This is a genomic window from Mesoflavibacter profundi (genome assembly GCF_014764305.1).
Lineage (GTDB): Bacteria > Bacteroidota > Bacteroidia > Flavobacteriales > Flavobacteriaceae > Mesoflavibacter > Mesoflavibacter profundi.
Window position 1 is genome coordinate 2,048,943 of sequence record NZ_CP061703.1, and the last position, 24,242, is coordinate 2,073,184.

At 31.3% G+C, this 24,242-nt stretch carries 23 protein-coding genes; 19 read left to right on the forward strand and 4 right to left on the reverse strand.

Features of this window, described 5'->3' with window-relative positions; all coding sequences use genetic code 11:
* The first annotated feature begins 177 nt into the window (after positions 1 to 177).
* The 9 genes from IFB02_RS09205 (at position 178) to IFB02_RS09245 (ending at position 10,092) form a co-directional block, all read left to right on the forward strand.
* The gene (locus IFB02_RS09205) at positions 178 to 1,197 is read left to right on the forward strand and encodes a hypothetical protein (RefSeq protein ID WP_106687087.1); all 1,020 of its coding nucleotides are present in this window, start codon (positions 178 to 180) and stop codon (positions 1,195 to 1,197) included.
* 320 nt (positions 1,198 to 1,517) lie between these two features.
* Positions 1,518 to 3,020 carry a hypothetical protein gene (locus tag IFB02_RS09210; protein ID WP_106687088.1) on the forward strand — a complete coding sequence of 501 codons (1,503 nt, stop codon included), beginning with the start codon at positions 1,518 to 1,520 and terminating at the stop codon, positions 3,018 to 3,020.
* 119 nt (positions 3,021 to 3,139) lie between these two features.
* Entirely contained in the window at positions 3,140 to 3,637 is a 498-nt protein-coding gene (locus tag IFB02_RS09215) for a hypothetical protein (protein WP_106687089.1), read from the forward strand.
* Between the two features lie 4 nt (positions 3,638 to 3,641).
* The gene (locus IFB02_RS09220; protein ID WP_106687090.1) at positions 3,642 to 4,451 is read left to right on the forward strand and encodes a CsgE family curli-type amyloid fiber assembly protein; all 810 of its coding nucleotides are present in this window, start codon (positions 3,642 to 3,644) and stop codon (positions 4,449 to 4,451) included.
* A gap of 10 nt (positions 4,452 to 4,461) precedes the next feature.
* Positions 4,462 to 4,866 carry a curli production assembly/transport component CsgF gene (locus IFB02_RS09225; protein ID WP_106687091.1) on the forward strand — a complete coding sequence of 135 codons (405 nt, stop codon included), beginning with the start codon at positions 4,462 to 4,464 and terminating at the stop codon, positions 4,864 to 4,866.
* 15 nt (positions 4,867 to 4,881) lie between these two features.
* Positions 4,882 to 6,369, forward strand: coding sequence for a CsgG/HfaB family protein (locus tag IFB02_RS09230; RefSeq protein ID WP_106687092.1), 1,488 nt, complete (start codon positions 4,882 to 4,884; stop codon positions 6,367 to 6,369).
* A 3-nt stretch (positions 6,370 to 6,372) separates the two neighbouring features.
* A complete protein-coding gene (locus tag IFB02_RS09235) occupies positions 6,373 to 7,860 on the forward strand; it encodes a carboxypeptidase regulatory-like domain-containing protein (protein WP_106687093.1) in 1,488 nt (495 codons plus the stop codon).
* Between the two features lie 94 nt (positions 7,861 to 7,954).
* Entirely contained in the window at positions 7,955 to 9,133 is a 1,179-nt protein-coding gene (locus tag IFB02_RS09240) for an AIR synthase related protein (RefSeq protein ID WP_106687094.1), read from the forward strand.
* Positions 9,134 to 9,147: 14 nt separating this feature from the next.
* A complete protein-coding gene (locus IFB02_RS09245) occupies positions 9,148 to 10,092 on the forward strand; it encodes a DUF3078 domain-containing protein (RefSeq protein WP_106687095.1) in 945 nt (314 codons plus the stop codon).
* A gap of 1 nt (position 10,093) precedes the next feature.
* On the opposite strand, the gene IFB02_RS09250 is transcribed toward IFB02_RS09245, so the two are convergent.
* Positions 10,094 to 10,753 (reverse strand): ATP-binding cassette domain-containing protein, encoded by a 660-nt coding sequence (locus IFB02_RS09250; RefSeq protein ID WP_106687096.1) that lies wholly within the window; start codon positions 10,751 to 10,753, stop codon positions 10,094 to 10,096.
* A 392-nt stretch (positions 10,754 to 11,145) separates the two neighbouring features.
* Here IFB02_RS09250 and IFB02_RS09255 point away from each other — a divergent pair, with 392 nt between their 5' ends.
* The 4 genes from IFB02_RS09255 to IFB02_RS09270 all read left to right on the forward strand — a co-directional run bounded on the left by IFB02_RS09255 (position 11,146) and on the right by IFB02_RS09270 (position 14,731).
* On the forward strand, positions 11,146 to 11,841 hold the full coding sequence (locus IFB02_RS09255) for a hypothetical protein (RefSeq protein WP_146131244.1): 696 nt from the start codon (positions 11,146 to 11,148) through the stop codon (positions 11,839 to 11,841).
* Positions 11,842 to 11,928: 87 nt separating this feature from the next.
* The gene (gene prfA / locus IFB02_RS09260) at positions 11,929 to 13,005 is read left to right on the forward strand and encodes a peptide chain release factor 1 (RefSeq protein ID WP_106687098.1); all 1,077 of its coding nucleotides are present in this window, start codon (positions 11,929 to 11,931) and stop codon (positions 13,003 to 13,005) included.
* A gap of 110 nt (positions 13,006 to 13,115) precedes the next feature.
* On the forward strand, positions 13,116 to 13,931 hold the full coding sequence (pyrF, locus tag IFB02_RS09265) for an orotidine-5'-phosphate decarboxylase (RefSeq protein ID WP_191072678.1): 816 nt from the start codon (positions 13,116 to 13,118) through the stop codon (positions 13,929 to 13,931).
* Positions 13,931 to 14,731: an ABC transporter substrate-binding protein gene (locus IFB02_RS09270; RefSeq protein ID WP_191072679.1), complete on the forward strand. Its 801-nt coding sequence runs from the start codon at positions 13,931 to 13,933 to the stop codon at positions 14,729 to 14,731. The genes pyrF and IFB02_RS09270 overlap by 1 nt, the downstream gene beginning before the upstream one ends.
* On the opposite strand, the gene IFB02_RS09275 is transcribed toward IFB02_RS09270, so the two are convergent.
* The 3 genes from IFB02_RS09275 to purU all read right to left on the reverse strand — a co-directional run bounded on the left by IFB02_RS09275 (position 14,699) and on the right by purU (position 16,877).
* Positions 14,699 to 14,896 carry a Lacal_2735 family protein gene (locus IFB02_RS09275; protein WP_106687101.1) on the reverse strand — a complete coding sequence of 66 codons (198 nt, stop codon included), beginning with the start codon at positions 14,894 to 14,896 and terminating at the stop codon, positions 14,699 to 14,701. The genes IFB02_RS09270 and IFB02_RS09275 overlap by 33 nt on opposite strands.
* Positions 14,897 to 15,143: 247 nt before the next feature.
* Entirely contained in the window at positions 15,144 to 15,845 is a 702-nt protein-coding gene (locus IFB02_RS09280) for a DUF4197 domain-containing protein (protein WP_191072680.1), read from the reverse strand.
* A 183-nt stretch (positions 15,846 to 16,028) separates the two neighbouring features.
* Positions 16,029 to 16,877, reverse strand: coding sequence for a formyltetrahydrofolate deformylase (gene purU / locus IFB02_RS09285; protein WP_191072681.1), 849 nt, complete (start codon positions 16,875 to 16,877; stop codon positions 16,029 to 16,031).
* Between the two features lie 146 nt (positions 16,878 to 17,023).
* Between purU and IFB02_RS09290 the strand changes: the two genes are divergently transcribed.
* The 6 genes from IFB02_RS09290 (at position 17,024) to IFB02_RS09315 (ending at position 24,040) form a co-directional block, all read left to right on the forward strand.
* On the forward strand, positions 17,024 to 20,467 hold the full coding sequence (locus tag IFB02_RS09290) for a methylmalonyl-CoA mutase family protein (RefSeq protein ID WP_191072682.1): 3,444 nt from the start codon (positions 17,024 to 17,026) through the stop codon (positions 20,465 to 20,467).
* A gap of 268 nt (positions 20,468 to 20,735) precedes the next feature.
* Positions 20,736 to 21,239 carry a type II RES/Xre toxin-antitoxin system antitoxin gene (gene parS / locus IFB02_RS09295; protein WP_106687105.1) on the forward strand — a complete coding sequence of 168 codons (504 nt, stop codon included), beginning with the start codon at positions 20,736 to 20,738 and terminating at the stop codon, positions 21,237 to 21,239.
* 4 nt (positions 21,240 to 21,243) lie between these two features.
* On the forward strand, positions 21,244 to 21,702 hold the full coding sequence (locus IFB02_RS09300; RefSeq protein ID WP_191072683.1) for an RES family NAD+ phosphorylase: 459 nt from the start codon (positions 21,244 to 21,246) through the stop codon (positions 21,700 to 21,702).
* A 33-nt stretch (positions 21,703 to 21,735) separates the two neighbouring features.
* Complete coding sequence (locus IFB02_RS09305; RefSeq protein ID WP_191072684.1) at positions 21,736 to 22,362, forward strand: DEAD/DEAH box helicase; 627 nt, start codon at positions 21,736 to 21,738, stop codon at positions 22,360 to 22,362.
* 68 nt (positions 22,363 to 22,430) lie between these two features.
* Positions 22,431 to 22,943, forward strand: a complete 513-nt coding sequence (locus IFB02_RS09310; protein WP_027880746.1) for a lactoylglutathione lyase family protein — start codon at positions 22,431 to 22,433, stop codon at positions 22,941 to 22,943.
* A gap of 11 nt (positions 22,944 to 22,954) precedes the next feature.
* Positions 22,955 to 24,040, forward strand: coding sequence for an SMP-30/gluconolactonase/LRE family protein (locus IFB02_RS09315; protein ID WP_106687108.1), 1,086 nt, complete (start codon positions 22,955 to 22,957; stop codon positions 24,038 to 24,040).
* Positions 24,041 to 24,242 lie beyond the last annotated feature (202 nt).

Genomic DNA, 24,242 nt, shown 5'->3' on the forward strand with positions numbered 1-24,242 from the left:
TAATAATTAGAGAGTAAATATATGTAGGATTAATATTACGTAAAATTGTATTTTATCGATATTATTAAAATGTATAACGATTAAATTCTTAAAAAAGGATTCAAAAATTAAGCTGTTCAAAATTAGCGTATTAAATGCTTTATATTTGTAAAGCTATTAATCAATAAAATATTCACAATGAAAAAATTAATTTTCAGTGCAGCTGCACTTATGTGCGGATCTTTAATGTTTGCACAATCAAACGACAGTGACGTTAATCAAGTTGGAAACACAAACTCTTCAGTTGTTTCTCAAACAGGTATGACAAATTATTCTACAGTAGAACAATGGGGAGATTTAAACTCTGCAGATGTAATGCAGGATGGAACTTCAAATTATTCTGATGTAGATTCTTTAGGAGACGAAAACACAGCTATGGCTTCTCAAACAGGAGATTTCAACAGTTCTGAAATTCACCAAGGATACGGTACAGGAGCTGGTTTAAATGACGGTAATACAGGATCTATTGTTCAAGCAGGAGATTCTAATTATGGTCACATAGATCAATATGGTGACGCAGATGGATCGGATGATAATACTTCAGCTATTTCTCAAACAGGAAATTATAACTATGCATATAATTATCAGTATGGAGATTTTAATTCGTCTAGCCAATCTCAAGATGGAGATTTTAATACATCTGTTGCTAATCAGTATGGAGATGCTAACTATTCTATGACAGATCAAATAGGAGATAGTAATACTGTCTATGTTAATCAAACAGGAGACAACAATATCTCTAATGAATGGCAATGGGGAGATTCAAACTATAGTACAATAGATCAAGTGGGTAATTTTAATGTAGGTGAAAATGCTCAGTTAGGTAATGATAACGACTCAGATATTGATCAAATTGGAGATGGTAATTATGCTGGTGCTGGTCAATATGGTGACGATAATGAAAGTAATATAATGCAAACAGGAGATGATAACTATGCTTTAACTTTACAATATGGAACTATGCATGTTTCTAATGTAACACAAACAGGAGATTTAAATACATCATATGTAATGCAAGATGGATTACAACATTTATCTAATGTTACTCAAACAGGAAATGATAACATAAGTGATGTTGGTCAATTCGGAACTACACATGTAAGTAATGTATCACAAATAGGAAATAATAATTCTTCTATTGTTACACAAAACGACTAAAACTGTTAAGTATATACAATACAAAACCTCGATTTTTATCGAGGTTTTTTTATATAGACTAATCTTTGCCAGATTAGTCTTTTTTTTTATCTAATAATATAAGCTTAAATGTACGTAGGTGTACGTATATACTGTTGTTATTCAGTATTTAAGCTGTTTTTTATTTGTAGGAAAAAACTTTCTTGAAAATGCTTTTTACCGATAAAAAAATAATACATAACGAATAATTGCTTGTTTATTAAAACTTAATTAGGACATCTAATTTTACGATTAAAAAAATATCTATATTTGAAAAGCTATTAATCAATAAAATATTCACAATGAAAAAATTATTTTTCAGTGCAGCTGCACTTATGTGTGGAACTGTAATGTTCGCACAATCAAACACAAGTACTGTTTCAACTATAGGAAACGGAAACTCTTCAACTGTTGGTCAAACAGGATTAACAAACAACTCTTTAGTAACTCAAGAAGGAGACGACAACATGTCTACTGTTGATCAATTAGGAACATCTAACGATTCTGAAGTTAGACAAGCTTACAGCTCTAACGACAATACTAGTGATGTAGATCAAGATGGAGATTTTAACGATTCTTTTGTATGGCAGGATGGAGATGATAACGTTTCTTCAGTAGATCAAGATGGAGATAGTAATGACTCTTATGTTGATCAATGGGGAGATGCAAACTCTAGTTCTGTAGATCAAGAAGGAGATAATAATGGTTCTATAGTTTTACAAGGTTACAACGGTGACAATCACACAAGTGATGTAGATCAAGACGGTGATGATAACGATTCTTACGTTTATCAAACTGGAGATGGTAACGATTCTACTGTATTACAAGACGGAGATATGAATGATTCTGATGTATCTCAATATGGTAACAGTAATGAATCTACTGTATGGCAAGGTACAACAGGAGATAACAATGATAGTGATGTTTATCAATCTGGAGATGATAACGATTCTTTTGTATGGCAAGATGGTAATGATAACTTATCTGATGTTGATCAAATAGGAACAGATAATGACTCATACTTAGATCAATGGGGAGATTTTAATACTAGCTCTGTAATGCAAGATGGTAATAATAATGATAGTGATGTTTATCAAGGTTACCAAGGAGATTACAATACTAGTGCTGTAGATCAAATAGGAGATGATAACATTTCTTATGTAAGACAAGATGGAGGAAACAACAATTCAGATGTTGATCAAACAGGAAACATGAATGATTCTGATGTAGATCAAGAAGGATTCTTTAATGGTAGTTTAGTTTCTCAAACTGGAGATTCTAACATTTCTACTACAGATCAAGACGGAGATGCAAATGGTTCTACTCAAATTCAATTTGGAAATGATAACGAGTCTTATGTAACTCAAGATGGTAACAACAATGGATCTTTTGTAGCTCAAGTTGGTGATATGAACGATTCTTTTGTAGATCAAACAGGAAACCTTAACGGTTCTTCAGTTGCTCAAAATGGAGATAGTAATATTTCTGATGTAGATCAAATTGGAAATGCTAATGGTTCTTCAGTTGCTCAAGCTGGAAATGATAACGAATCTTACGTTATGCAAACAGGAGACTTAAACACTTCTACTGTAGCACAAACAGGAGATTTACACTTATCTACAGTTACTCAAACAGGAATGCTTAACATTAGTGATGTTGCACAAGATGGATTAAGCCATACAAGTGATGTATTACAAGATGGTATGGGTAACAACAGTATAGTTTCTCAAACTGGGAATACTCATGTAAGTGATGTTGACCAAATTGGTAACAACAACTCATCTGTTGTAACTCAAATGGACTAATAACAAGTTAAGATTAAGTTCTTTTAGTTAATTTTATAAAAAAGGTATAAGAGCATTAATTTGCTCTTATACTTTTTATAAACAACACTATTTTGTAACTTATACCAAATTAGTTAGTTATGAAAAAAATATTAAGTATAATTATCCTTAATTTAGTTTTTGCATTTAGTAGTAGCGCGCAAACTTTTGTTAATGATAATGCATCAAATACAACAGCTGAAGCATTGTCTAACAGCCAAGCAAATATGTTGTTAGTTAATCAAACACAAATAGCGCAACAAAATAATGTGTTTATTACTCAAATAGGAGATAGTAATGTTTCTAATACTAAAATTAAATCTCAGGATAGTAATGTAACTGTTATTCAAAACGGAAATGATAACTCTACATTTGTTAATTTAAATGTAAATACTATTGACCAATCGATTTTACAAAACGGAAATAATAATACTGTTTTTGATACCAGTTTTTTACAGTCTCAAGTAAGAGAGGCAACAATTGTTCAAAATGGTGACAATCAAAATTTAACCATTTTTGGAAACAACTCTTTATCAGATAAAATAAAAGTTTCTATGCAGGGACAAAGTCAATCTGTAATAATTAGAAATTTCGATTAGTCACATGTTTAAATTTGATAAAAAGCAAGTTGTTTTAAGTATAGTTTGTGTAATTTTTATGCATGCAATTACACTTGCTCAAATTATCAATAAAGACATTGAAGCAAAAATAAGAACAGAAAAAAATGATGGTTTTATAACAATTGTAGGAACTGCATTTAATAAAACCGAAATTACAGAAAGCCTAGTTTATAAATTATCTGTAATAAAAAAAGATTCGCTAGGCAACTCTTCCAAAAACGACCAAGAAGGTAGATTTGTAATACAAGCAAATCAAAAATTAGATTTATCTTCTACCGTAATTAATAGTCCAAAACATACAAAAACCACATTACTTTTATTAATCTACAATTTAGATAAAAAGTTAATTGGAAAAGATAGAATAGTTTTAAATGATGATGGAAGTGATCAAGCATTTAAGAAAAAAATTCTTTCAGATATAAATTTAAAAACAAACCCTAAAGCAACACAACAAACTGTAGATGTAAGCAGTACAAAAGAAGATGGAGTAGAAATAAAAGGGTTGGTATTAGAAGAAACAAAAACAAAACCAGGTAGAGATTTTTACAAACTTTTTTATAACTTGTATACTGTAAATAATATAAACGCAAATAAAATTGTAAAAATAAAAGAGGTTTTAGCTCTAGGTAGAAATACTAAAATAGAAGTTTTAGTAGGCGAAAAAAAGGTGTTCGAATTTTTTGTAAGACCAAGTATTGACTATTTAACCAAAGTCAATGATCAAGCCATATTAAGAGTGTACAAATACTTAAAAAATTTAGAAGAAAGCGCAGATATACAACAGCGCTACTAATTTATATATTATGAAAACGCTATTAATCACCGTTTGCATGTTAGTTGGATACGCTAGCATTGGACAGCAATTAACTTACCAGCCAATAAATCCAGCATTTGGAGGCGATACTTTTAACTATCAATGGTTACTTAGTTCTGCTAATTCGCAAAACTCATTTGAAGATCCAGATGCAAAAAATGATAATGCTCAAGGATCAGAATTAGATCAATTTGCAGAAAGTTTAAATCGTCAAGTGTTAAGTTCGTTATCAAGAACACTATTTAGTTCGCAATTAGGAGAAGGATTAGAAGAAGGAACATTTACATTCGGGAATTTAACTTTAGAAATTTATGACTCTGCCGAAGGTTTAGTAGTAAATATCCTAGATGTAACCACAGGAGACGAAACCCAAATTATAGTCCCAAATCCATAACTAATCAAAATTAACATGTTAAAACTTAAGTCTGCTATAGCAGTTATTTTACTACTTGCTTTAACAGGTTGTGGCGCATTTTTTAATCAGCCTTATCAACAACAAAGAGCAAGAGTTGGCGAAGTTACACCAGTCTCAGAAAAACTAGTAAACTTTCCTTTACCACAAGAACCAGTAGTTGCTGGTGTTTATAATTTTAAAGATCAAACAGGACAATATAAATCTGTAGAAAACGGAAGTACTTTTAGTACAGCTGTATCGCAAGGCGGAACAACAATGCTAATAAAAGCATTAGAAGATTCTAAATGGTTTACTTTAATAGAAAGAGAAAATTTAAGTAATCTTTTAAATGAAAGAAACATAATAAGAAATACACGTTCAGAATACCGTAAAAATCAAAACCCAAACGAGCCTAACTTACCACCATTATTATACGCAGGTGTATTGTTAGAAGGCGGTATTATTTCGTACGATACCAATATAATTACTGGTGGCGCAGGCGCAAGATATTTTGGTGTTGGCGCATCTACACAATATAGAGAAGATAGAATTAGTGTGTATTTAAGAGCTGTAAATACATCAAATGGTAAAATATTAAAAACGGTTTATATATCTAAAACCATATTGTCTCAAGCAGTATCTGCAAATTTATTCAAGTATGTGAATTTTCAAAGGTTGTTAGAAACAGAAATAGGATTTACAAAAAACGAACCAGTACAACTAGCTTTAAAAGAAGCGATAGAAAAAGCTGTAGAAGCTTTAATAATAGAAGGAATTAAAGACGAATTATGGTTGCCAAGAGCAAGTGAAGAAGCTACAGCAACCATTATTAAAAATTACGAAGATGAAAAAGCAGAAGCTGAAGCTACACAAATTTACGAACGCTTTTTAACAGAGCGAAGAGGTCAAAATGCCATCACAGCAGCTGCAGGAATTAGTCTTATTAACGGAGATTTACCAGATCCACAACCACAATTAAATGTAAAATTAGGATTTAAACGTCAGTTAAATTCTCATCTAAATTTAGATTTCACTTTCAATAAATTCAACTTAGAAAATAAAACCGTTTTTAACCAAGGATTTATGTCTTTCGATCTTAATTTAAATTACAACATTCTACCATATGATAAGTTAACACCATATTTGTTTTTTGGCGTAGGTACCAATGCTACAAATAATTTTGAGCAGATAGATCCTAAAATACAAGCAGGTTTAGGACTAGAATACTTGGTAAAAGAAAATATTGGTGTTTATCTATATGGAGAGCATAATCTTGCCTTTAGTGATCAATTAGATAATATAGACGCAGGAACTATGGATGACATGTTTTATAGATTTGGCGTTGGTATAAATTATTATTTAACACAACCATCTACTCAATTTAATAAAAAGAAAGAGTTAGAAAGATTAAAAAAGAAAGAAATAAAAGCATTAAAAAGAGAGAACAGAAGGAAGATGCAGGAAGAATTAAAGTCAAATAGAAAATCCAAATCAAACAACTAGATAATGAAAAAGACAATAAATATATTATCGCTTTTATGTGTAATTATCTTTGTTTCAGGTTGTAGTGAAGATAAAATTGAATTAACAGGACGAGGTATATTAGTAGGTAAAGTAGTTTCTCAAGGCGATAATACACCTTTAGAAAACGCAAGAGTATCAACAAGTCCTAATACAAGTATTGTATTTACAGATGAAAACGGAAACTACCAAATATCAGATATAGAAGTTGGAACTTACTCTGTTCAAGCTCAAAAAGAAGGTTATTTAACCAAGTTTGAGTCTGCAACTATCAACGATGATGCAACAACCAATATAGTTTTCGAGTTGGATGTGGAAACAGCAAATAACGATGCGCCAAATGCACCAACATTAGTAACACCATCTAACAACACGATAGATACAGATTTAATAGTAGAATTAACATGGGAAGGATCAGATCCTGAAGAAGATCAATTAACTTATAGTGTACAACTTTTAAATGATCAAAACAGTGATGTTTTACAGTATTCTGATCTTACAGATACTACCTTAACAGTGTCAGGATTAATGTATAACACAAAATATTTTTGGCAAGTCACAGCAACAGATGGTATAAATAATCCTGTAGCAAGTACAGTTTTTAATTTTACAACCTTAGAGTTTCCAGAACATCGTGTGTTTTTTACAAGAAAAATTAATGGAAATAATGTAATATTTTCTTCAGATGAAAGTGGTAATACACTTCAATTAACTTCGGCAAATACCAATTCTTGGAGACCAAGAAGAGCAAGCTCTGTAGATAAATTAGCTTTTTTAAGTAATAATGGCGGACAAACCCATTTATTTACAATGGATTTAGATGGATCTAATATATCACAAGTTACCAATGCGGTAGCTGTAAATGGATTTAATTTAGAAGAAATTGACTTCGAATGGAAAGACAACGACACCAAACTACTGTTTCCAAATTTTGACAAATTATACGAAATAGAAGTGTCTGGAACAGGATTAACACAATTATATCAAACTATTAATGGGCATTTTATTACAGAAGTAGATTGGAATCCTGCCTCAAATAAAATAGCATTAAAAACAAATGATAATTCAGGTTATCAAGTAGAAATTTTTACAATAAATCTTTCTGGAGTAGTACAAGATATTGTGCTGCAAGGTGTTAATGGTGCGGCAGGAGGATTGGATTTTTCTTATGATGGTACTAAGCTAGTATACACATACGATTTGTCTGCAAATCAAAATGTAGATTATAGGCAATTTAATTCTAATATGTTTATATACGATTTAACAACAACAACAGCAACCAATATATCTTTAACAAAACCAGCAGGAACAAACGATTTAGATCCGCAATTTTCGCCAAACGAGGCACAATTAATATTTGTAAACACGTCTAACGATGGTGTTTCGCAAAGAAATATTATGACAATAGATATTTCAGATTTAAGTATAAGAGAATTGTTTTTAGAAGATGGAAAAATGCCTGACTGGAAGTAAAATAAACCAACCACATCAAATAAACTGTAAAAGCGCACATAAATAATTTGTGTGCTTTTTTTTTATAAATATCTTTGTGGCTTAACACAACAACATGAGTTCCGAAATTTCTAAAAGATATAGCCAAAGAGGCGTTTCTGCATCTAAAGAAGATGTGCACAACGCAATAAAAAATATAGATAAAGGATTGTTTCCTAAAGCCTTTTGTAAAATTGTACCTGATTATCTAACTAACGATTCTGATTATTGTTTAATCATGCATGCAGATGGCGCTGGAACAAAATCGTCTTTAGCTTACATGTATTGGAAAGAAACAGGTGATTTATCTGTTTGGAAAGGTATTGCTCAAGATGCATTAATAATGAATATTGACGACTTACTTTGTGTTGGAGCAACCGATAATATCATGTTGTCGTCTACCATTGGAAGAAATAAAAATTTGATTCCTGGAGAAGTTATTTCTGCAATAATTAATGGAACAGAAGAGTTAATCGAAGATTTAAAAACATTTGGAGTTACTATACATTCTACAGGAGGAGAAACTGCAGATGTTGGTGATTTAGTAAGAACAATAATTGTAGACTCTACTGTAACTGCTAGAATGAAGCGAAAAGACGTTATAGACAATGCAAATATACAATCTGGTGATGTAATTGTTGGATTAGAAAGTTTTGGTCAAGCATCTTACGAGAAGTTTTATAACGGTGGTATGGGAAGTAACGGACTTACATCTGCCAGACATGATGTGTTTAATAAGTATTTAGCAAAAAAATATCCTGAAAGTTTTGATGCGTCTGTACCAGAAGATTTAGTGTATTCTGGACAAGTAAAATTAACAGATGAGGTAGAAGATTCGCCAATAGATGCTGGTAAATTAGTGTTATCTCCAACACGTACTTATGCACCAATTATTAAAGAGATTCTTTCTAAATATACAAGTGAAGATATACACGGAATGATTCATTGTAGTGGCGGAGCGCAAACAAAAATTCTTCATTTTATAGATAATTTACATGTGATTAAAGATAACATGTTTTCTATTCCACCATTATTTAAATTAATACAAGAACAGTCAAAAACAGACTGGAAAGAGATGTATCAAGTATTTAACTGTGGTCATAGAATGGAATTGTATGTAAAACCAGAAGTGGCAGAAGATATTATAAAAATTTCTAAATCCTTTAATGTTGAAGCTCAAGTGATTGGTCGTGTAGAAGCAGCTTCAAAAAAACAACTTACAATAGAAAGTGAATACGGTACGTTTACTTACTAATCAAACTATTATTTATGAGATTTTTCCTGACTATCCTTACATTTTTAACCGCTCAAATTTTATTCGCTCAAACAGATTCTATTGTTAAAAACCTTGATACATTAAAGTGGAAACAGGTTAATAGAGTTGGTATGGATATTAATGAAGTAACCTTTGTTAATTGGAGTGCTGGTGGAGCAAATTCTATTTCAGCTTTATTAGCTATAAATTCAAGTTTAAGATATAAAAAAAACAATTTAATTTGGTTTAATGCTATAAAAACAAGATATGGTGTTAATAAACAAGAAAGCCAAAAATTAAGAAAAACAGAAGACGAATTAGAGTTAATTTCAACTATTGGTTATAGAAGAGATACGTTAACTAATTGGTATTTTTCTGGACGTTTTAATTTTAAAACTCAATATTCTAACGGGTATAATTATCCAAATAGAGATAATCCAATTTCTAGATTTATGTCACCAGGTTATGTGTTTTTAGGTGGCGGAGCAGAGTATGGTAAAAACATAGAAAAACTGTCTTTTTATTTATCGCCATTAACATTTAAAGGAACTTTTGTTTTAGATCAATCCTTAGCAGATAAAGGTGCGTTTGGTGTGACTCCAGCAGTTTATGATACTGATGGTAATAAATTGGTAGATGGAGAAACTGTTAGGACAGAAATGGGAATTTTAATTACTAATGCTTACGAGGCACAAGTAATGGATAATATTTATTTAAGAAACCAATTAAGTCTTTATACAGATTATCTAAACAGTTTTGGTAATATAGATGTAGATTGGGAAGTTGTATTTGATTTTAAAGTAAACGATTTTGTAAAAGCAACATTAGGCTCTCATATAAAGTATGATAATGATGTTAAGATTATTGAAGAAACAGATACCGAAGACGAATTTGTAGAAAAAGGTGCATCTGTACAATGGAAACAGCTTTTAGGTATTGGAGTTGTTGTAGATTTTTAAACTACAAAGTTCCAAAACTTAAATAATTATAAGACTCCAACTCCTTAATGTGATTTATTAGTTTAGTGCAGCCATTTTTTAATAAATAAATTTGGTCTGCAATATCTATAACTTCATTATAACTATGATCTGTTAATACAATAGCTTTTGTCTTATTAACTCTTTTTATTATCTGTTTTATTTTTTCTATGTAAATAGGAGAAATATTAGAAAACGGTTCGTCTAACAAGACTAAATTAGAAGGTGTATTTAAGATTAAATAAATTTCAATTACGCGTCTTTCTCCGCCAGATAAATAATTAATTGTTTTGCTCTTGTATGTCTTAAATTCTGGGAATTTAGCTTCAAAATCTTTCCAGCTAACCTTATAAAGCTTAAAAAGTTTGTTAATATTAATTTGATTAGGCGTAAAATAAAATTGAGGTAAATAAGCCACTTGATTAGTTAAATAAAGTGCCTTAGTAATAGGTTTATTATTAATTCTAATCAACGCGTATTTGGAAGATAAAGATCCAAAAATAATAGATAGTAAACAGCTTTTGCCACAACCATTACGTCCTAAAATTCCGGTAATTGTATTAGTTTGTGCTTTTAGGTAAACACCATTTAAAATGGTTTTTTTATTAAAATAAAGTTCTACATTATCAATTTCAAAAACCAAAATCTAAATAAAAGTTGAAATTAAACTTACAAAAAGGATGGTAATCACTGCATCAATTAAATAAATACTAGCAAACAATTTAAAATTAGAAATCCCTAAATTATTAAAGAAAATTAAGCGCTGTTTAGCTTTGGTTTGACTAATAAAATAATATAAAAAACAAAGTATAAAAAGCTTGTTTACAAGTATTAAAGCAATGTTTTGTATCCCTAAAATTAAAAATATAACATTTATAACAACAGACCAATTTATAATTGGACGGTAGAAAAATAGTACAGATTTAAACAAGTTAGTCATGGCTTTAGAACGTTAATTTAATGTAAATATTTTAATGTGTAGAGCATTCATTCAATATTATTATTAACTTAGAGTGATAATTGCCCAACTAACCAATGAGCAAAAAAACGCTATTAATACTAACCATTCTTATTGCTATTGTAAATTTTATTTCGGTAGCTTACTTCTCTTTGTTTGCTAATCGATTAATACGATTATTAACAATATTGTTTTATTTTGTTTTACTTTTTAATTTCCATCAGAAGTATAGTAAATACGTACGTTTAGCGTTTATACCTTTTATCATATCTAGTGTATTGGTTTTTAACTATGAAAATGTACTTTTTAATTGTTTAACCTCTTTAGTAAAAATAGTTGGTTATCTATTACTATTTATAATCGCAATAAAAAAGTTTAATTACAGCAAAACCAATAAATTAATATTCATTTTTTTTATGTTTTTGGCATTGCTTAATCTTTACGCATTAAGCCAATTAGTTCATTTTGTAGAGCATTTAAATAGTGATTACCCTTTACATAGATATGTAATTTATACACACGGGATTGTATTATTAATACTATGTTTTTTTACAGGAAATGCCAATTTTACAAAACCATCCAAACGTACTTTGTATTTTTCTTTAATGGTGTTTGGGTTTGCATTTTCAGATCTATCTGCAGTGTTGGCTTATTATTTTGATATACTTCCATTATCAATATTCCACAGGTTTTTGTTTGTTTTTTCATGTTATTATTCGGTAAGATATATCATGACAAGAGACTATCCTAAAGTGAAAAATTACCTAAAATAAATCACTACAAAGCAATAGATATTCAATACACAATAAATATTGCAAATTCATAAATTATCGTATTTTTGTTGCTCAACAAAAAGATAGATGTTAGACAAGTTACAAATTGTAAAACAACGTTTTGATGAGGTTAGTGATTTAATTATTCAACCGGATATTATATCAGATCAAAAGCGTTATGTAGAGTTAAATAAAGAATATAAAGACCTTCGTGTGTTAATGGACAAACGCGAAGAGTATATAGAGCTTACCAATAATTTAAAAGAAGCAGAAGAAATTATCTCTGACGGAAGCGATGCCGAAATGGTCGAAATGGCAAAAATGCAATACGACGAAGCTAAAGACGGAATTCCAAAATTAGAAGAAGAAATCCGTATGCTTCTTATCCCTAAAGATCCGCAAGATGCTAAAAATGCGGTAGTCGAATTACGTGCTGGAACAGGTGGAGACGAAGCAAGTATCTTTGCAGGAGATTTATTTAGAATGTATAGCAAATATTGCGAAGGTAAAGGCTGGAAAGTAGATGTTGTAGATTATAGCGAAGGTACAAATGGCGGTTTTAAAGAAATTCAATTTGAAGTGTCTGGAGAAGACGTTTACGGAACTTTAAAATTTGAAGCTGGTGTACATCGTGTACAACGTGTCCCACAAACCGAAACTCAAGGTCGTGTACATACCAGTGCAGCAACATGTATGGTATTTCCAGAAGCAGAAGAGTTTGATGTAGAGATAGATCCTAAAGATGTTCGTATAGATTATTTCTGTTCTTCAGGACCTGGTGGACAATCTGTAAACACAACCTATTCGGCAGTACGTTTAACACATATTCCAACAGGATTAGTAGCGCAATGTCAAGACCAAAAGTCGCAACATAAAAACAAAGAAAAAGCGTTTAAAGTATTACGTTCTAGATTGTACGATTTAGAGTTAGCAAAGAAGATGGAAGAAGAAGCTGCTTTAAGAGGAACAATGGTAACAAGTGGTGATAGAAGTGCAAAGATTAGAACTTACAACTATCCGCAAGGACGTGTTACAGATCACCGTATTGGATTAACATTATACGATTTGTCAAATATCGTAAACGGAGATATTCAAAAAATTATAGACGAATTACAGCTAGCAGAAAACACAGAAAAGTTAAAAGCTAGTGACGAAACTATTTAAAATCAAGCCTCTTTTTTGAGGCTTTTTTATTTGTCATTCCTGCGAAAGCAGGAATCTATAAAAAAGAAAATAAAACTAAGATTAACATCTTTTTAGTCTGTATATCAATCATGACAACACAACAACTAATAGACCAAATCAAAAAAAAGAAATCCTTCCTTTGTGTTGGGTTAGATGTAGATTTAAATAAAATTCCTCAACATTTATTACAAACCGAAGATCCAATTTTCGAGTTTAATAAAGCCATAATAGATGCAACACATCATCTTTGTGTGGCATACAAACCAAATATTGCATTTTTTGAAGCTTACGGTTTAAAAGGTTGGCAAGCTTTAGAAAAAACAATCAATTATTTAAACGAAAATCATCCAGAAATTTTCACAATAGCAGATGCAAAACGTGGTGATATAGGTAATACAAGTACCATGTATGCAAAAGCTTTTTTTGAAGATTTAGCGTTTGATAGCGTGACAATTGCGCCATATATGGGTAAAGATTCAGTCGAACCTTTTTTAGCGTTTAAAGACAAACACACCATTCTTTTAGCATTAACATCTAATCAAGGTGCATTCGATTTTCAAACTAAGCTTGTAGAAGGTAAAGAACTTTACAAACAAGTATTAGAAACGTCTAAAACTTACACAAATTCAGAAAACTTAATGTACGTAGTTGGTGCTACAAAAGCTGAATATCTATCTGAAATAAGGCAAATAATACCAGATAGTTTCTTGTTAGTTCCTGGAGTTGGAGCACAAGGCGGTAATCTTCAAGACGTGTGTAAATATGGTATGACTAAAGATGTAGGATTATTAATCAACTCGTCTAGAGGAATTATTTATGCTTCAAATCAAGAAGATTTTGCACAAGCAGCAGCTCAAAAAGCAGAAGCGTTACAAAAAGAAATGCAAGCAATTTTAGAAGCGTAATGATTGACCAATTGGGTAATCCAATAGATATAAGTGTTACGCCAAAACGCATAGTTAGTTTAGTGCCTTCTCAAACCGAATTACTTTATGATTTAGGTTTAGAAGAAAGCATTGTTGGTATTACTAAATTTTGTGTGCATCCATTTCATTTTAAAAGCACCAAACAAATAGTTGGCGGAACTAAAAACATTAAAATAGATAAAATAAAGCAGCTTAATCCTGATATTATTTTATGTAATAAAGAAGAAAATACGCCAGAAATTGTGAAGGCTTGTCAAGAGATTTGTCAAGTTCATGTGTCAGATATTGTAACCATAGAAGACTGTTTACAATTAATAACAGATTATGGTGTCATCTTTAAAAAACGCACTAATGCACAACGTATTACAGATAAAATTCAATTTCATCTAAATAATTTTAAAACATTTATTAAAGACCAAGACGTTTTAAAAGTTGCTTATTTTATATGGAGAGAACCTTGGATGGTGGCAGCAAATAATACGTTTATCAATCATTTACTTCAATTAAATAAATACGACAACATTTACGCCAATTTAGAGCGTTATCCTGAAGTCGAAATAAAAAAAATAAGATTAGAAGGCGATCCAGAAATTGTCTTTTTATCAAGCGAACCTTATCCTTTTAAAGACGAACATGCTTTTGAAATTGGTCGTAAAACACATCACGCAAAAACCGTTTTTGTAGACGGAGAATATTTTTCGTGGTATGGCTCTAGACTAATAAAAGCGTTTGACTATTTTATTAAACTAAGACATAGATTGGGAAGTATCTCTGACTAAAAATTTAAGCTTATTTAATTTATCAAGAATTTTAATAGCTCTAAATTCAGACATATCACTTTCTTCATGATTAGTTTGGCGTAGGTTATAAGCTTCTTCAACAAGTTGCTTGTATCGCTTGTTAAGCTTTAGTTGTTGCTGCTTTAAAAGATCACGACGACTCATATTTATTGGGTTGATTTTCAGTTATTTAAATTAGTTTATTTATTTGAAGAAAAAAAATAAAATCTAATTTTTTTGCATAAAAAAAAGAGTCTATATCATTTCCCTAAATACAGACTCTTTAAATAACTAACTAAACTAACTCAAGTAAAAGAAAACGATAACGTCTTTACTCTTGTGCGATGCAAAGATGTTACAATTTCTAATTTCAAATGTTACGTTAACATTATGCAATCATTATTTTAAAAAGTTAATCTTGTAACGCAAATACTTTTTTAAGCAAATCAGTTGCTCTAGAGCTTACTTTATTACGTATTTCGCCTTCTTCAACAGCAATCATGGTGTAAACACCTTTTAAAGCTTCGGTTGTAACGTAATCTGTTAAATCTGGATTTACATTATTTGTAAACGGAATATTATTGTACTTGTTAATTAAGTTTTCCCAAATTTGATCAGCACCAACTTTAGCAAAACTGTTTTTAATTACAGGATTAAATTTATTATAAAGTTCGGTTTGTGTTCTTGATTTTAAATACTCTGTAGCAGCTTTATCGTTACCCAATAAAATGTTTTTAGCATCGGTAAACGTAATGCCTTTAACAGCGTTTACAAAAATAGGAGTTGCTTCGCTAACAGCATCTTCCGCAGCACGATTTAATACTTTAAGACCTTCGTCTGCAAGACTACTTAATCCAATATCACGTAAAGCTTTATCTACTTTTTGTAATTCTTCAGGAAGTAAAATTTTAACCAATTCGTTTTTATAAAACCCATCGGTTTGAGTTAATTTAGACACTTGTTTGTCTATTCCTAAATCTAAAGCTTGACGTAAACCGTTAGCTATATCCAATTCAGATACTGTTCCGCCTTGTGGTAATTGGCTAACAACACCTTGTAATTCTGCACAAGAAGTGACAGAAATTAGTAATATAAAAGCAAAAATTCGTTTCATTATAAAATATTTAGAGGCTAAAGGTACTAATTATTAGGGCAAATATTTTGTTAAACTTAAGTTGTCTTCAACGTAAGTTTAACAAAATACCACGCTTTCGGCAGTCGCTTTTTTGTGTTGCATAGGTGCAACAACACAAAAAGAGCTTCAACAAAGCCTCAATCGTTTTTGCAAAGCCAAGGATTAAGAAAAAATCACAGTCTTATTATTAAACACCATAACTTTTCTTTTTAAATGAAGTTTAATAGCATTAGCTAAAACTATTTTTTCAAGATCTCTTCCTTTGGCAATCAAATCTTCAATAGCATGTGTATGTGATACGCGTTCTACATCTTGTTCAATTATTGGACCAGCATCTAATGCTTCGGTTACATAATGGCTTGTCGCACCAATAATTTTCACACCACGTTTGTAAGCGCTATGATAAGGTTTTGCACCAACAAAAGCTGGTAAAAACGAGTGATGTATATTAATAATTTTATTAGGATACACATCAATTAATCTATTAGAAACAATTTGCATATAACGCGCTAAAACAATAAAGTTTACATGGTGTTTTTTTAATAATTCTAATTGCTTTGTTTCGGCTTCTTCTTTCGTGTCTTTAGTCACAGGAATGTGATAAAACGGTATGTTAAAGCTATCTGCAATTGGTTTTAATGTGTTATGATTGCTAATTATAAATGGGATATTTACATGTAATTCACCACTATTATAGCGACCTAAAATATCGTATAAGCAATGATCATATTTAGAAACAAAAATGGCCATATTAGGCAAATCTTCGGTGTCGTAAATGCGCCATTTCATCTTAAATTTTTCAGCTAAAACCGATTTAAAATTAGCTTTAAATGCCATCATGTTAAATTGTTCAAACTCACTTTCTAGACGCATAAAAAATATATCTTGTTCTCGGTCTACGTGTTGGTCAATATAAACAATGTTTCCGTTGTTATTTGCTATAAAATTGGTAACAGCTGCAATAATTCCAGATTGGTCATTGCAATTAATTAAAAGCGTTATTTTAGTCATAGATCACTTGCATAGTTAGTTAACTAAATTACTATAAAACAGACGAAAAAAAATCTTTATTTATTCTTTTAGAATATTTTAATTTTAATCGCAATTTTTTTGAATTATCCGTAAATTGCAGCTCTTAAAAAGATAGATTTTTACGAATGGAACAAATCGCACCATACAAACCAAAACATAAAGTACGTATCGTAACCGCAGCATCACTTTTTGATGGGCACGATGCATCCATAAATATCATGCGCCGTATTATTCAATCTACTGGCGTAGAAGTTATTCATTTAGGGCATGACCGTAGTGTAGAAGAAGTTGTAAACACAGCTATTCAAGAAGATGTAAATGCTATAGCATTAACATCTTATCAAGGCGGACATAACGAGTATTTTAAATACATGTACGACCTTTTAAATGAAAAAGGCGCTGGACACATCAAAATTTTTGGTGGTGGCGGCGGAGTAATTCTTCCTTCTGAAATTAAAGAATTGATGGATTACGGGATTACACGTATCTACTCGCCAGACGATGGTCGTGAGCTTGGATTACAAGGTATGATTAATGATCTTGTGCAACAATCGGACTTTGCAATAGGTGATAAGCTTGAGGTAAAAGTTGAAGATTTAGCAAAGAAAAATCCAAAAGATTTAGCGCGAGTAATTTCTTCTGCCGAGAATTTTCCTGAAGTAGCTAAAGACACTTTAGATCAAATACATAATAAAAATAAAACATCAAAAACACCAGTTTTAGGAATTACCGGTACTGGTGGCGCAGGAAAATCGAGTTTGGTAGACGAGCTTGTTAGACGTTTTTTAATCGATTTTCCAGAAAAAACCATAGGTTTAATTTCAGTAGATCCATCAAAACGAAAAACTGGTGGCGCATTGCTAGGTGATCGTATTCGTATGAATGCCATTAATTCACCTCGTGTGTATATGCGTAGTTTGGCAACACGTCAATCTAACTTAGCTTTATCAAAATATGTTAATGAAGCGGTTGAGGTTTTAAAAGCTGCCGAATACGATTTAATTATTTTAGAAACGTCTGGTATCGGTCAATCTGATACCGAAATTATAGAACATTCTAATGTTTCACTTTACGTGATGACGCCAGAATTTGGTGCTGCTACACAGCTTGAAAAGATTGATATGCTTGACTTTGCAGATTTAGTAGCTATCAATAAGTTTGACAAAAGAGGCGCTTTAGATGCTTTAAGAGATGTGCGTAAACAATACATGCGTAACAATAACCTTTGGGACATTCCGCAAGATAAATTGCCTGTTTTTGGGACTATCGCATCGCAGTTTAATGATCCAGGAATGAATACGTTGTACAAAACGGTAATGGATAAATTAGTTGAAAATACTGAAGCCGATTTAAATTCTACATTTGAAATTACAGATCAAATGAGTGAGAAGGTTTTTGTTATTCCACCAAACCGTACACGTTACTTATCAGAAATAGCAGAGAGCAATCGCGCTTATGATAATACTGCTGAAGTTCAAGTTGAAGTCGCTCAAAAATTATATGGAATTTATAAGACGATATGTTCAGTTGGTGATGTCACCTTGAGCGCAGTCGAAAAGTCTTTTTTAGGAAAACAAGGTTTAGATCAAGATGAGATCCTGAATCAAGTTCAGGATGACAAAAAGGATTTTATCAAACTACTTATCTCAGAATTTGACCGTGTCAAACTAAACTTAGATCCATACAATTGGGAAGTCATCACAGGTTGGGAAGACAAAGTAAACAAATACAAAGCGCCAATTTATAGTTTTAAAGTTCGTGATAAAGAAATAAAGATTGAAACGCATACCGAGTCGCTTTCGCATTTACAAATTCCAAAAGTAGCGTTGCCAAAGTATCAAGCTTGGGGAGATATTTTAAAATGGACTTTGCAAGAAAATGTTCCTGGAGAATTTCCATATACTTCAGGATTGTACCCATTTAAACGTAAAGGTGAAGATCCAGCACGTATGTTTGCTGGCGAAGGTGGACCAGAACGTACCAATAAGCGTTTTCATTATGTAAGTCAAGGTATGCCAGCAAAGCGATTATCTACAGCTTTTGATAGTGTAACACTTTATGGTAACGATCCAGATTTACGTCCAGATATTTATGGTAAAATTGGTAATGCAGGTGTAAGTATTTGCTGTTTAGACGATGCTAAAAAACTGTATTCAGGATTTAATTTAGCAGATGTAAAAACATCGGTAAGTATGACTATTAATGGTCCTGCACCAATGTTATTAGGCTTTTTTATGAATGCTGCAATAGACCAACAATGCGAGATTTATATCAAAGAAAATGGTCTTGAAAAAGACATTGAAGCTAAAATAGCTAAGATATACAAAGATAAAGGCGTAGAACGACCACAATACCATGGAGGTTTACCAGAAGGTAACGACGGTTTAGGGTTAATGTTATTAGGTGTTACTGGTGATCAAGTCTTACCAGAAGCTGTTTATAACGATATTAAAACCAAAACTATTGCTCAAGTTAGAGGTACAGTTCAAGCCGATATTTTAAAAGAAGATCAAGCTCAAAATACGTGTATATTCTCAACAGAGTTTGCATTACGTTTAATGGGTGATGTGCAAGAGTATTTTATAGATAATAATGTGCGTAACTTCTATTCGGTATCTATTTCTGGTTACCATATTGCAGAAGCTGGAGCAAATCCAATTACACAGTTAGCGTTAACGTTATCTAATGGTTTCACTTACGTGGAATATTATTTAAGTCGTGGTATGGACATCAATAAGTTTGGACCAAACTTATCCTTCTTTTTTTCAAACGGAATCGATCCAGAATACGCCGTAATTGGTCGTGTGGCTAGACGTATTTGGGCAAAAGCTTTAAAAAATAAATACGGTGCCAATGCTAGAGCTCAGATGTTAAAATACCACATCCAAACATCTGGTCGTAGTTTACACGCGCAAGAGATAGATTTTAATGATATTCGTACAACGTTGCAAGCACTTTACGCGATTTACGATAACTGTAACTCGTTGCATACCAATGCATATGACGAAGCGATTACAACACCAACAGAAGAATCTGTACGTCGTGCTATGGCAATTCAGTTAATCATCAATAAAGAGCTAGGATTAGCAAAGAATGAAAATCCGTTACAAGGTTCTTTCATAATCGAAGAACTAACCGATTTAGTTGAAGAAGCTGTTTTAGCAGAATTTGATCGTATTACAGAACGTGGCGGCGTTTTAGGTGCTATGGAAACGATGTACCAACGTAGTAAAATTCAAGAAGAAAGTCTGTACTATGAAACATTAAAACACAACGGAGATTTCCCAATAATTGGTGTAAATACCTTCTTAAGTAGTAAAGGATCGCCAACTGTTATACCTGCGGAAGTGATTAGAGCAACAGAAGAAGAGAAGCAAAATCAGATTAAAACCTTAGAAAATTTACACAAAGGAAATGAAACTGAAAATATGCTTAAAGAGCTTCAGCAAAAAGCCATAAACAACGAAAATATTTTTGAAGCCTTAATGGATGTTTGTAAAGTATGTAGTTTAGGTCAAATCACTTCAGCATTATTTGAAGTTGGTGGACAATATAGAAGAAATATGTAAGCAGATAGCTGCTTTTTGATGTTTCAAAACGCGTGCGAATCGTTTATACTGAGCAAAATCGAAGTATCTTTTAAGTAAACTTTTTTTTGAATTTTTTAGAATTGTAAATATCGTTTACTTTAGTGAAAAAATACTAGCTAATAGAAAAGACAATCTTGTAATAAAGATTGTCTTTTTTTATTCCTCTAGTTTAATAATTAAGTTAAAAAGGGATAAAAATTATTAAAGCACGACAAAAATAGTTATATTTGTGACAAATGTCGTTGTTATGAAAGCGTATAAAACAGAAAATACAATACATAGTTTGGCTAATGAGCCAGAACAGTTTTATAATTTAAACTCTAAGTATGATAAAATGGTTAGTGTTTTAGGAGGAAGTTTAAATTTAGGACAACCAATTAATAATGAATTAGATCTTATAGATATTAGCCGTAAAGGATTACCTAAGTCTGTAATAGTAACATTAAGTGGTTTATTGGGTATTTCTATGGAGAAAATGAGTGATTTAATTCATATTTCACATCGTACAATACAGCGTAAAAAATCTGATGATTTACTTAATGTTTATAGTACAGAGCAAATCCTAGAAATTGCAGAAGTTATTACTAAAGGTATAGAAGTATTTAATTCTTTAGAAGTATTTACAAAGTGGTTACATCAAGATATTAGATATCTAAATTTTCAAAAACCATTAAATTATTTAGATACTAGTTTTGGTACTAAAATGGTTTTGGATATTCTTGGACGTATAGAACACGGTGTATATTCTTAAAATCATGAGATTATTTAGAATAGCCAAAAAAAATTACATCAAAGATTTAAGTGGTGAAGGCGCTAGGTTATTTGGTGGACGATGGAATAAAAGAGGCACAAATATGCTTTATTTTTCGACGTCTTTATCTTTATGTGTTTTAGAAGTTTTAGTTCATTTTAATCAAGATTTAGCGCCAACTGATCTTTATTTTATAGAGATAGATGTACCAGATAAATTAATCAATGACGAAGAAAATTTCACTGAAATTTCAGAATATTTAAGAGTAAATCCGCCACATCATAGTACTCAAAATTATGGTACTAATTGGGCAGATGAAGGTGCTAGTTTGGGACTTAAAGTACCTTCGGCAATTCTTCCTTTAGAAAATAATGTGATTATTAATCCCAAACATTCAGAAATTAAAAAAATAAAAATTATAAGATCCGAGCTATTAAATTTAGATGCTAGAGTATTTTTATAATTCAAACTAAAATTTAATTGTAAACTAAATTACATGTCTTTTAAAAAATATCATCCCTTATTAAAAGAATCTTTAGAAAAATTAGGCATAGAAACACCTAATGAGTTTCAGAAAAAAATATTACCCATTATAAAAAGTGGTGCAGATGTCTATGGGATTGGACCAAAAGGTTGCGGTAAAACAACAGCTTTGATTATTTCTGTGATTCAAAAATTAAAAGCTGAAGCGTTTGAAGATTCGCCAAGAGCATTAATTTTAGTTAAGGACAAGCAAGAAGCGTTACAGTTAAAAGAAAAATTTGAAGCTTTTACTGCTAATACAGACTTAAGAATTTATTGCGCTTATGCTGCAAAAAACTTAGAAACACAACGTGAAGATATTTATTATGGTGTAGATATTTTAATAGCAACACCAAAGCAATTAAGCAAATTATACCACTTAAATAGTGTGCATACAGGCGAATTAAAATTGTTTATCGTCCATGATGCAGATTTTATAAATAGAGATAATAACCATAATTACATTTTACGTTTAACCGAAAGTACGCCAAAAGCGCAATTTGTAATCTTCTCAGAAAACTTCAATTCAAAAATAGCTGCTTATCAAGATAGCTTTATGTTTAATGCTAGAATGGTGAAGGTGAAATCTCAAATTTTATAATACCTATAACATACTTTCTTTTTATTACCAAGTAGCTTTGCAAAATATTATAATTATAAAACAAAGTTATGACAACATATCCAAAACGATTTTCGCACATTGGTATTACAGTACCAGATATTAATAAAGCTGCAAAATTTTATTCAGAAGTAATGGGTTGGTACACCATTATGCCACCATCTTTAGTAAAAAAAGAAACCGATACCGCTATAGGGCAAATGTGTATAGATGTGTTTGGTGACGACTGGGAAACCTTTGAAATTGCACATTTGGCAACGTCTGACGGTATAGGTGTAGAGCTATTTAGTTTTCCTCACGGAAAAAAAGAAGCACCAGAATTTAATCCATTCAATACAGGTTTGTTTCATTTTTGTGTACAAGATCCTGATATTGAAGGTTTAATTGAAAAAATTGTTGCTGCTGGCGGAAAACAACGTATGCCAATTAGAGAATATTATCCAAACGATAAGCCTTATAAAATGTGTTATGTAGAAGATCCTTTTGGGATTGTTTTCGAGATTTATACACACAGTTATGAGTTAACCTATTCTTCTGGTGCTTATGCAAATGAAGACAAATAAAATAGTTTAAAATGAAAAAGATAATTATATTATTGTTATCTGTAGCATCTTTTTTTGCTTGTAAAAATGATACACAAAAAGACAAAGAAGCTATTGAAACTACAGAATCAATTTCTGAAAATAAGCAAGAGGTTGTTGAAGTTGCCAGTTTTAAAGGTCAGCAAGTTACAGGTGTAACAGTTACAGAAAACGGACGTGTGTTTGCTAACTTTCCTAGATGGCGTGATACGGTTAAATATTCGGTAGTCGAGGTGTTTGAAGATGGTTCATCTAAGTCGTACCCAAATGATACTTGGAATTTATGGCAACCAGACGATCAGCCAAAAGACGATCAATTTTTAGGTGTACAATCTGTAGTTGCTTTTGAGGATAAATTATATATTTTAGATACGAGAAATCCTAAATTTTCTGGTGTTGTAGATGCGCCAAGAGTGTTTGTGTTCAACTTAAACACTAATACTTTAGAGCAAACTTACAAGTTAGATAAAGATAGTTATCATAGCGATTCTTACATTAACGATTTGCGTGTAGACAAGGTAAATAATAAACTATATTTTACAGATTCTGGTCACGCAGGATTAGTCGCTTTAGATTTAAACACAGGAAAAAGTATTCGAATTTTAGATAACCACAAAAGTACAACAGCGGAAGTCTCTGAGCTTACTTTTGATAACGCTATTTGGAAAAATACAGTACATTCTGACGGAATAGCGTTTGACCAAAAAAAGCAACGCTTATTTTACCACGCACTAACAGGTTACAGTTTATACTCTATTCCTGTGAGTAGTTTCAATTTAAAAGATAAAGCTAAAATTGAAGCTTCTGTAACATTTGAAGCCAAAACTGCAGCACCAGACGGAATGATTTTTGATCAAAAGGGTAATCTGTATTATGCCGATTTAGAACACAATAAAATTGATTATATCACACCAAACGGCACTATTAAAACATTAATTGAAGGCGATAAGGTAAAATGGGCAGATACTTTTAGTATTTACGATGGGTATTTGTATTACACCAATTCTAGAATTAACGAGGCTTCAGGCGATATAAGTGACTTAAAATTCACTATAAATAAAGTTGAATTACCAAAATAGCTTAAGAATTATGCATCTTTTTTAAAGTTTTATCGTCTATTAAGTGAACCTTAAAAATTTATTCACTTATGAGAACAGATAAATCTTGTAATTGTAATTGCGAACCATGTAAAAACGGAAGATGTGCAGACTGTACTTGTCAAAATTGTACATGTACAAATTGTAATTGTTAAACCTAAAATCGGCTTAAGTTTTTTTGAAA

What these genes read in the sequence shown, in the direction of transcription:
- IFB02_RS09205 (WP_106687087.1), top strand. Translation starts at nt 178, where the DNA reads ATGAAAAAATTAATTTTCAGTGCAGCTGCACTTATGTGCGGATCTTTA.
- IFB02_RS09210 (WP_106687088.1), top strand. Translation starts at nt 1,518, where the DNA reads ATGAAAAAATTATTTTTCAGTGCAGCTGCACTTATGTGTGGAACTGTA.
- IFB02_RS09215 (WP_106687089.1), top strand. Translation starts at nt 3,140, where the DNA reads ATGAAAAAAATATTAAGTATAATTATCCTTAATTTAGTTTTTGCATTT.
- IFB02_RS09220 (WP_106687090.1), top strand. Translation starts at nt 3,642, where the DNA reads ATGTTTAAATTTGATAAAAAGCAAGTTGTTTTAAGTATAGTTTGTGTA.
- IFB02_RS09225 (WP_106687091.1), top strand. Translation starts at nt 4,462, where the DNA reads ATGAAAACGCTATTAATCACCGTTTGCATGTTAGTTGGATACGCTAGC.
- IFB02_RS09230 (WP_106687092.1), top strand. Translation starts at nt 4,882, where the DNA reads ATGTTAAAACTTAAGTCTGCTATAGCAGTTATTTTACTACTTGCTTTA.
- IFB02_RS09235 (WP_106687093.1), top strand. Translation starts at nt 6,373, where the DNA reads ATGAAAAAGACAATAAATATATTATCGCTTTTATGTGTAATTATCTTT.
- IFB02_RS09240 (WP_106687094.1), top strand. Translation starts at nt 7,955, where the DNA reads ATGAGTTCCGAAATTTCTAAAAGATATAGCCAAAGAGGCGTTTCTGCA.
- IFB02_RS09245 (WP_106687095.1), top strand. Translation starts at nt 9,148, where the DNA reads ATGAGATTTTTCCTGACTATCCTTACATTTTTAACCGCTCAAATTTTA.
- IFB02_RS09255 (WP_146131244.1), top strand. Translation starts at nt 11,146, where the DNA reads ATGAGCAAAAAAACGCTATTAATACTAACCATTCTTATTGCTATTGTA.
- prfA (WP_106687098.1), top strand. Translation starts at nt 11,929, where the DNA reads ATGTTAGACAAGTTACAAATTGTAAAACAACGTTTTGATGAGGTTAGT.
- pyrF (WP_191072678.1), top strand. Translation starts at nt 13,116, where the DNA reads ATGACAACACAACAACTAATAGACCAAATCAAAAAAAAGAAATCCTTC.
- IFB02_RS09270 (WP_191072679.1), top strand. Translation starts at nt 13,931, where the DNA reads ATGATTGACCAATTGGGTAATCCAATAGATATAAGTGTTACGCCAAAA.
- IFB02_RS09275 (WP_106687101.1), bottom strand. Translation starts at nt 14,896, where the DNA reads ATGAGTCGTCGTGATCTTTTAAAGCAGCAACAACTAAAGCTTAACAAG.
- IFB02_RS09280 (WP_191072680.1), bottom strand. Translation starts at nt 15,845, where the DNA reads ATGAAACGAATTTTTGCTTTTATATTACTAATTTCTGTCACTTCTTGT.
- purU (WP_191072681.1), bottom strand. Translation starts at nt 16,877, where the DNA reads ATGACTAAAATAACGCTTTTAATTAATTGCAATGACCAATCTGGAATT.
- IFB02_RS09290 (WP_191072682.1), top strand. Translation starts at nt 17,024, where the DNA reads ATGGAACAAATCGCACCATACAAACCAAAACATAAAGTACGTATCGTA.
- parS (WP_106687105.1), top strand. Translation starts at nt 20,736, where the DNA reads ATGAAAGCGTATAAAACAGAAAATACAATACATAGTTTGGCTAATGAG.
- IFB02_RS09300 (WP_191072683.1), top strand. Translation starts at nt 21,244, where the DNA reads ATGAGATTATTTAGAATAGCCAAAAAAAATTACATCAAAGATTTAAGT.
- IFB02_RS09305 (WP_191072684.1), top strand. Translation starts at nt 21,736, where the DNA reads ATGTCTTTTAAAAAATATCATCCCTTATTAAAAGAATCTTTAGAAAAA.
- IFB02_RS09310 (WP_027880746.1), top strand. Translation starts at nt 22,431, where the DNA reads ATGACAACATATCCAAAACGATTTTCGCACATTGGTATTACAGTACCA.
- IFB02_RS09315 (WP_106687108.1), top strand. Translation starts at nt 22,955, where the DNA reads ATGAAAAAGATAATTATATTATTGTTATCTGTAGCATCTTTTTTTGCT.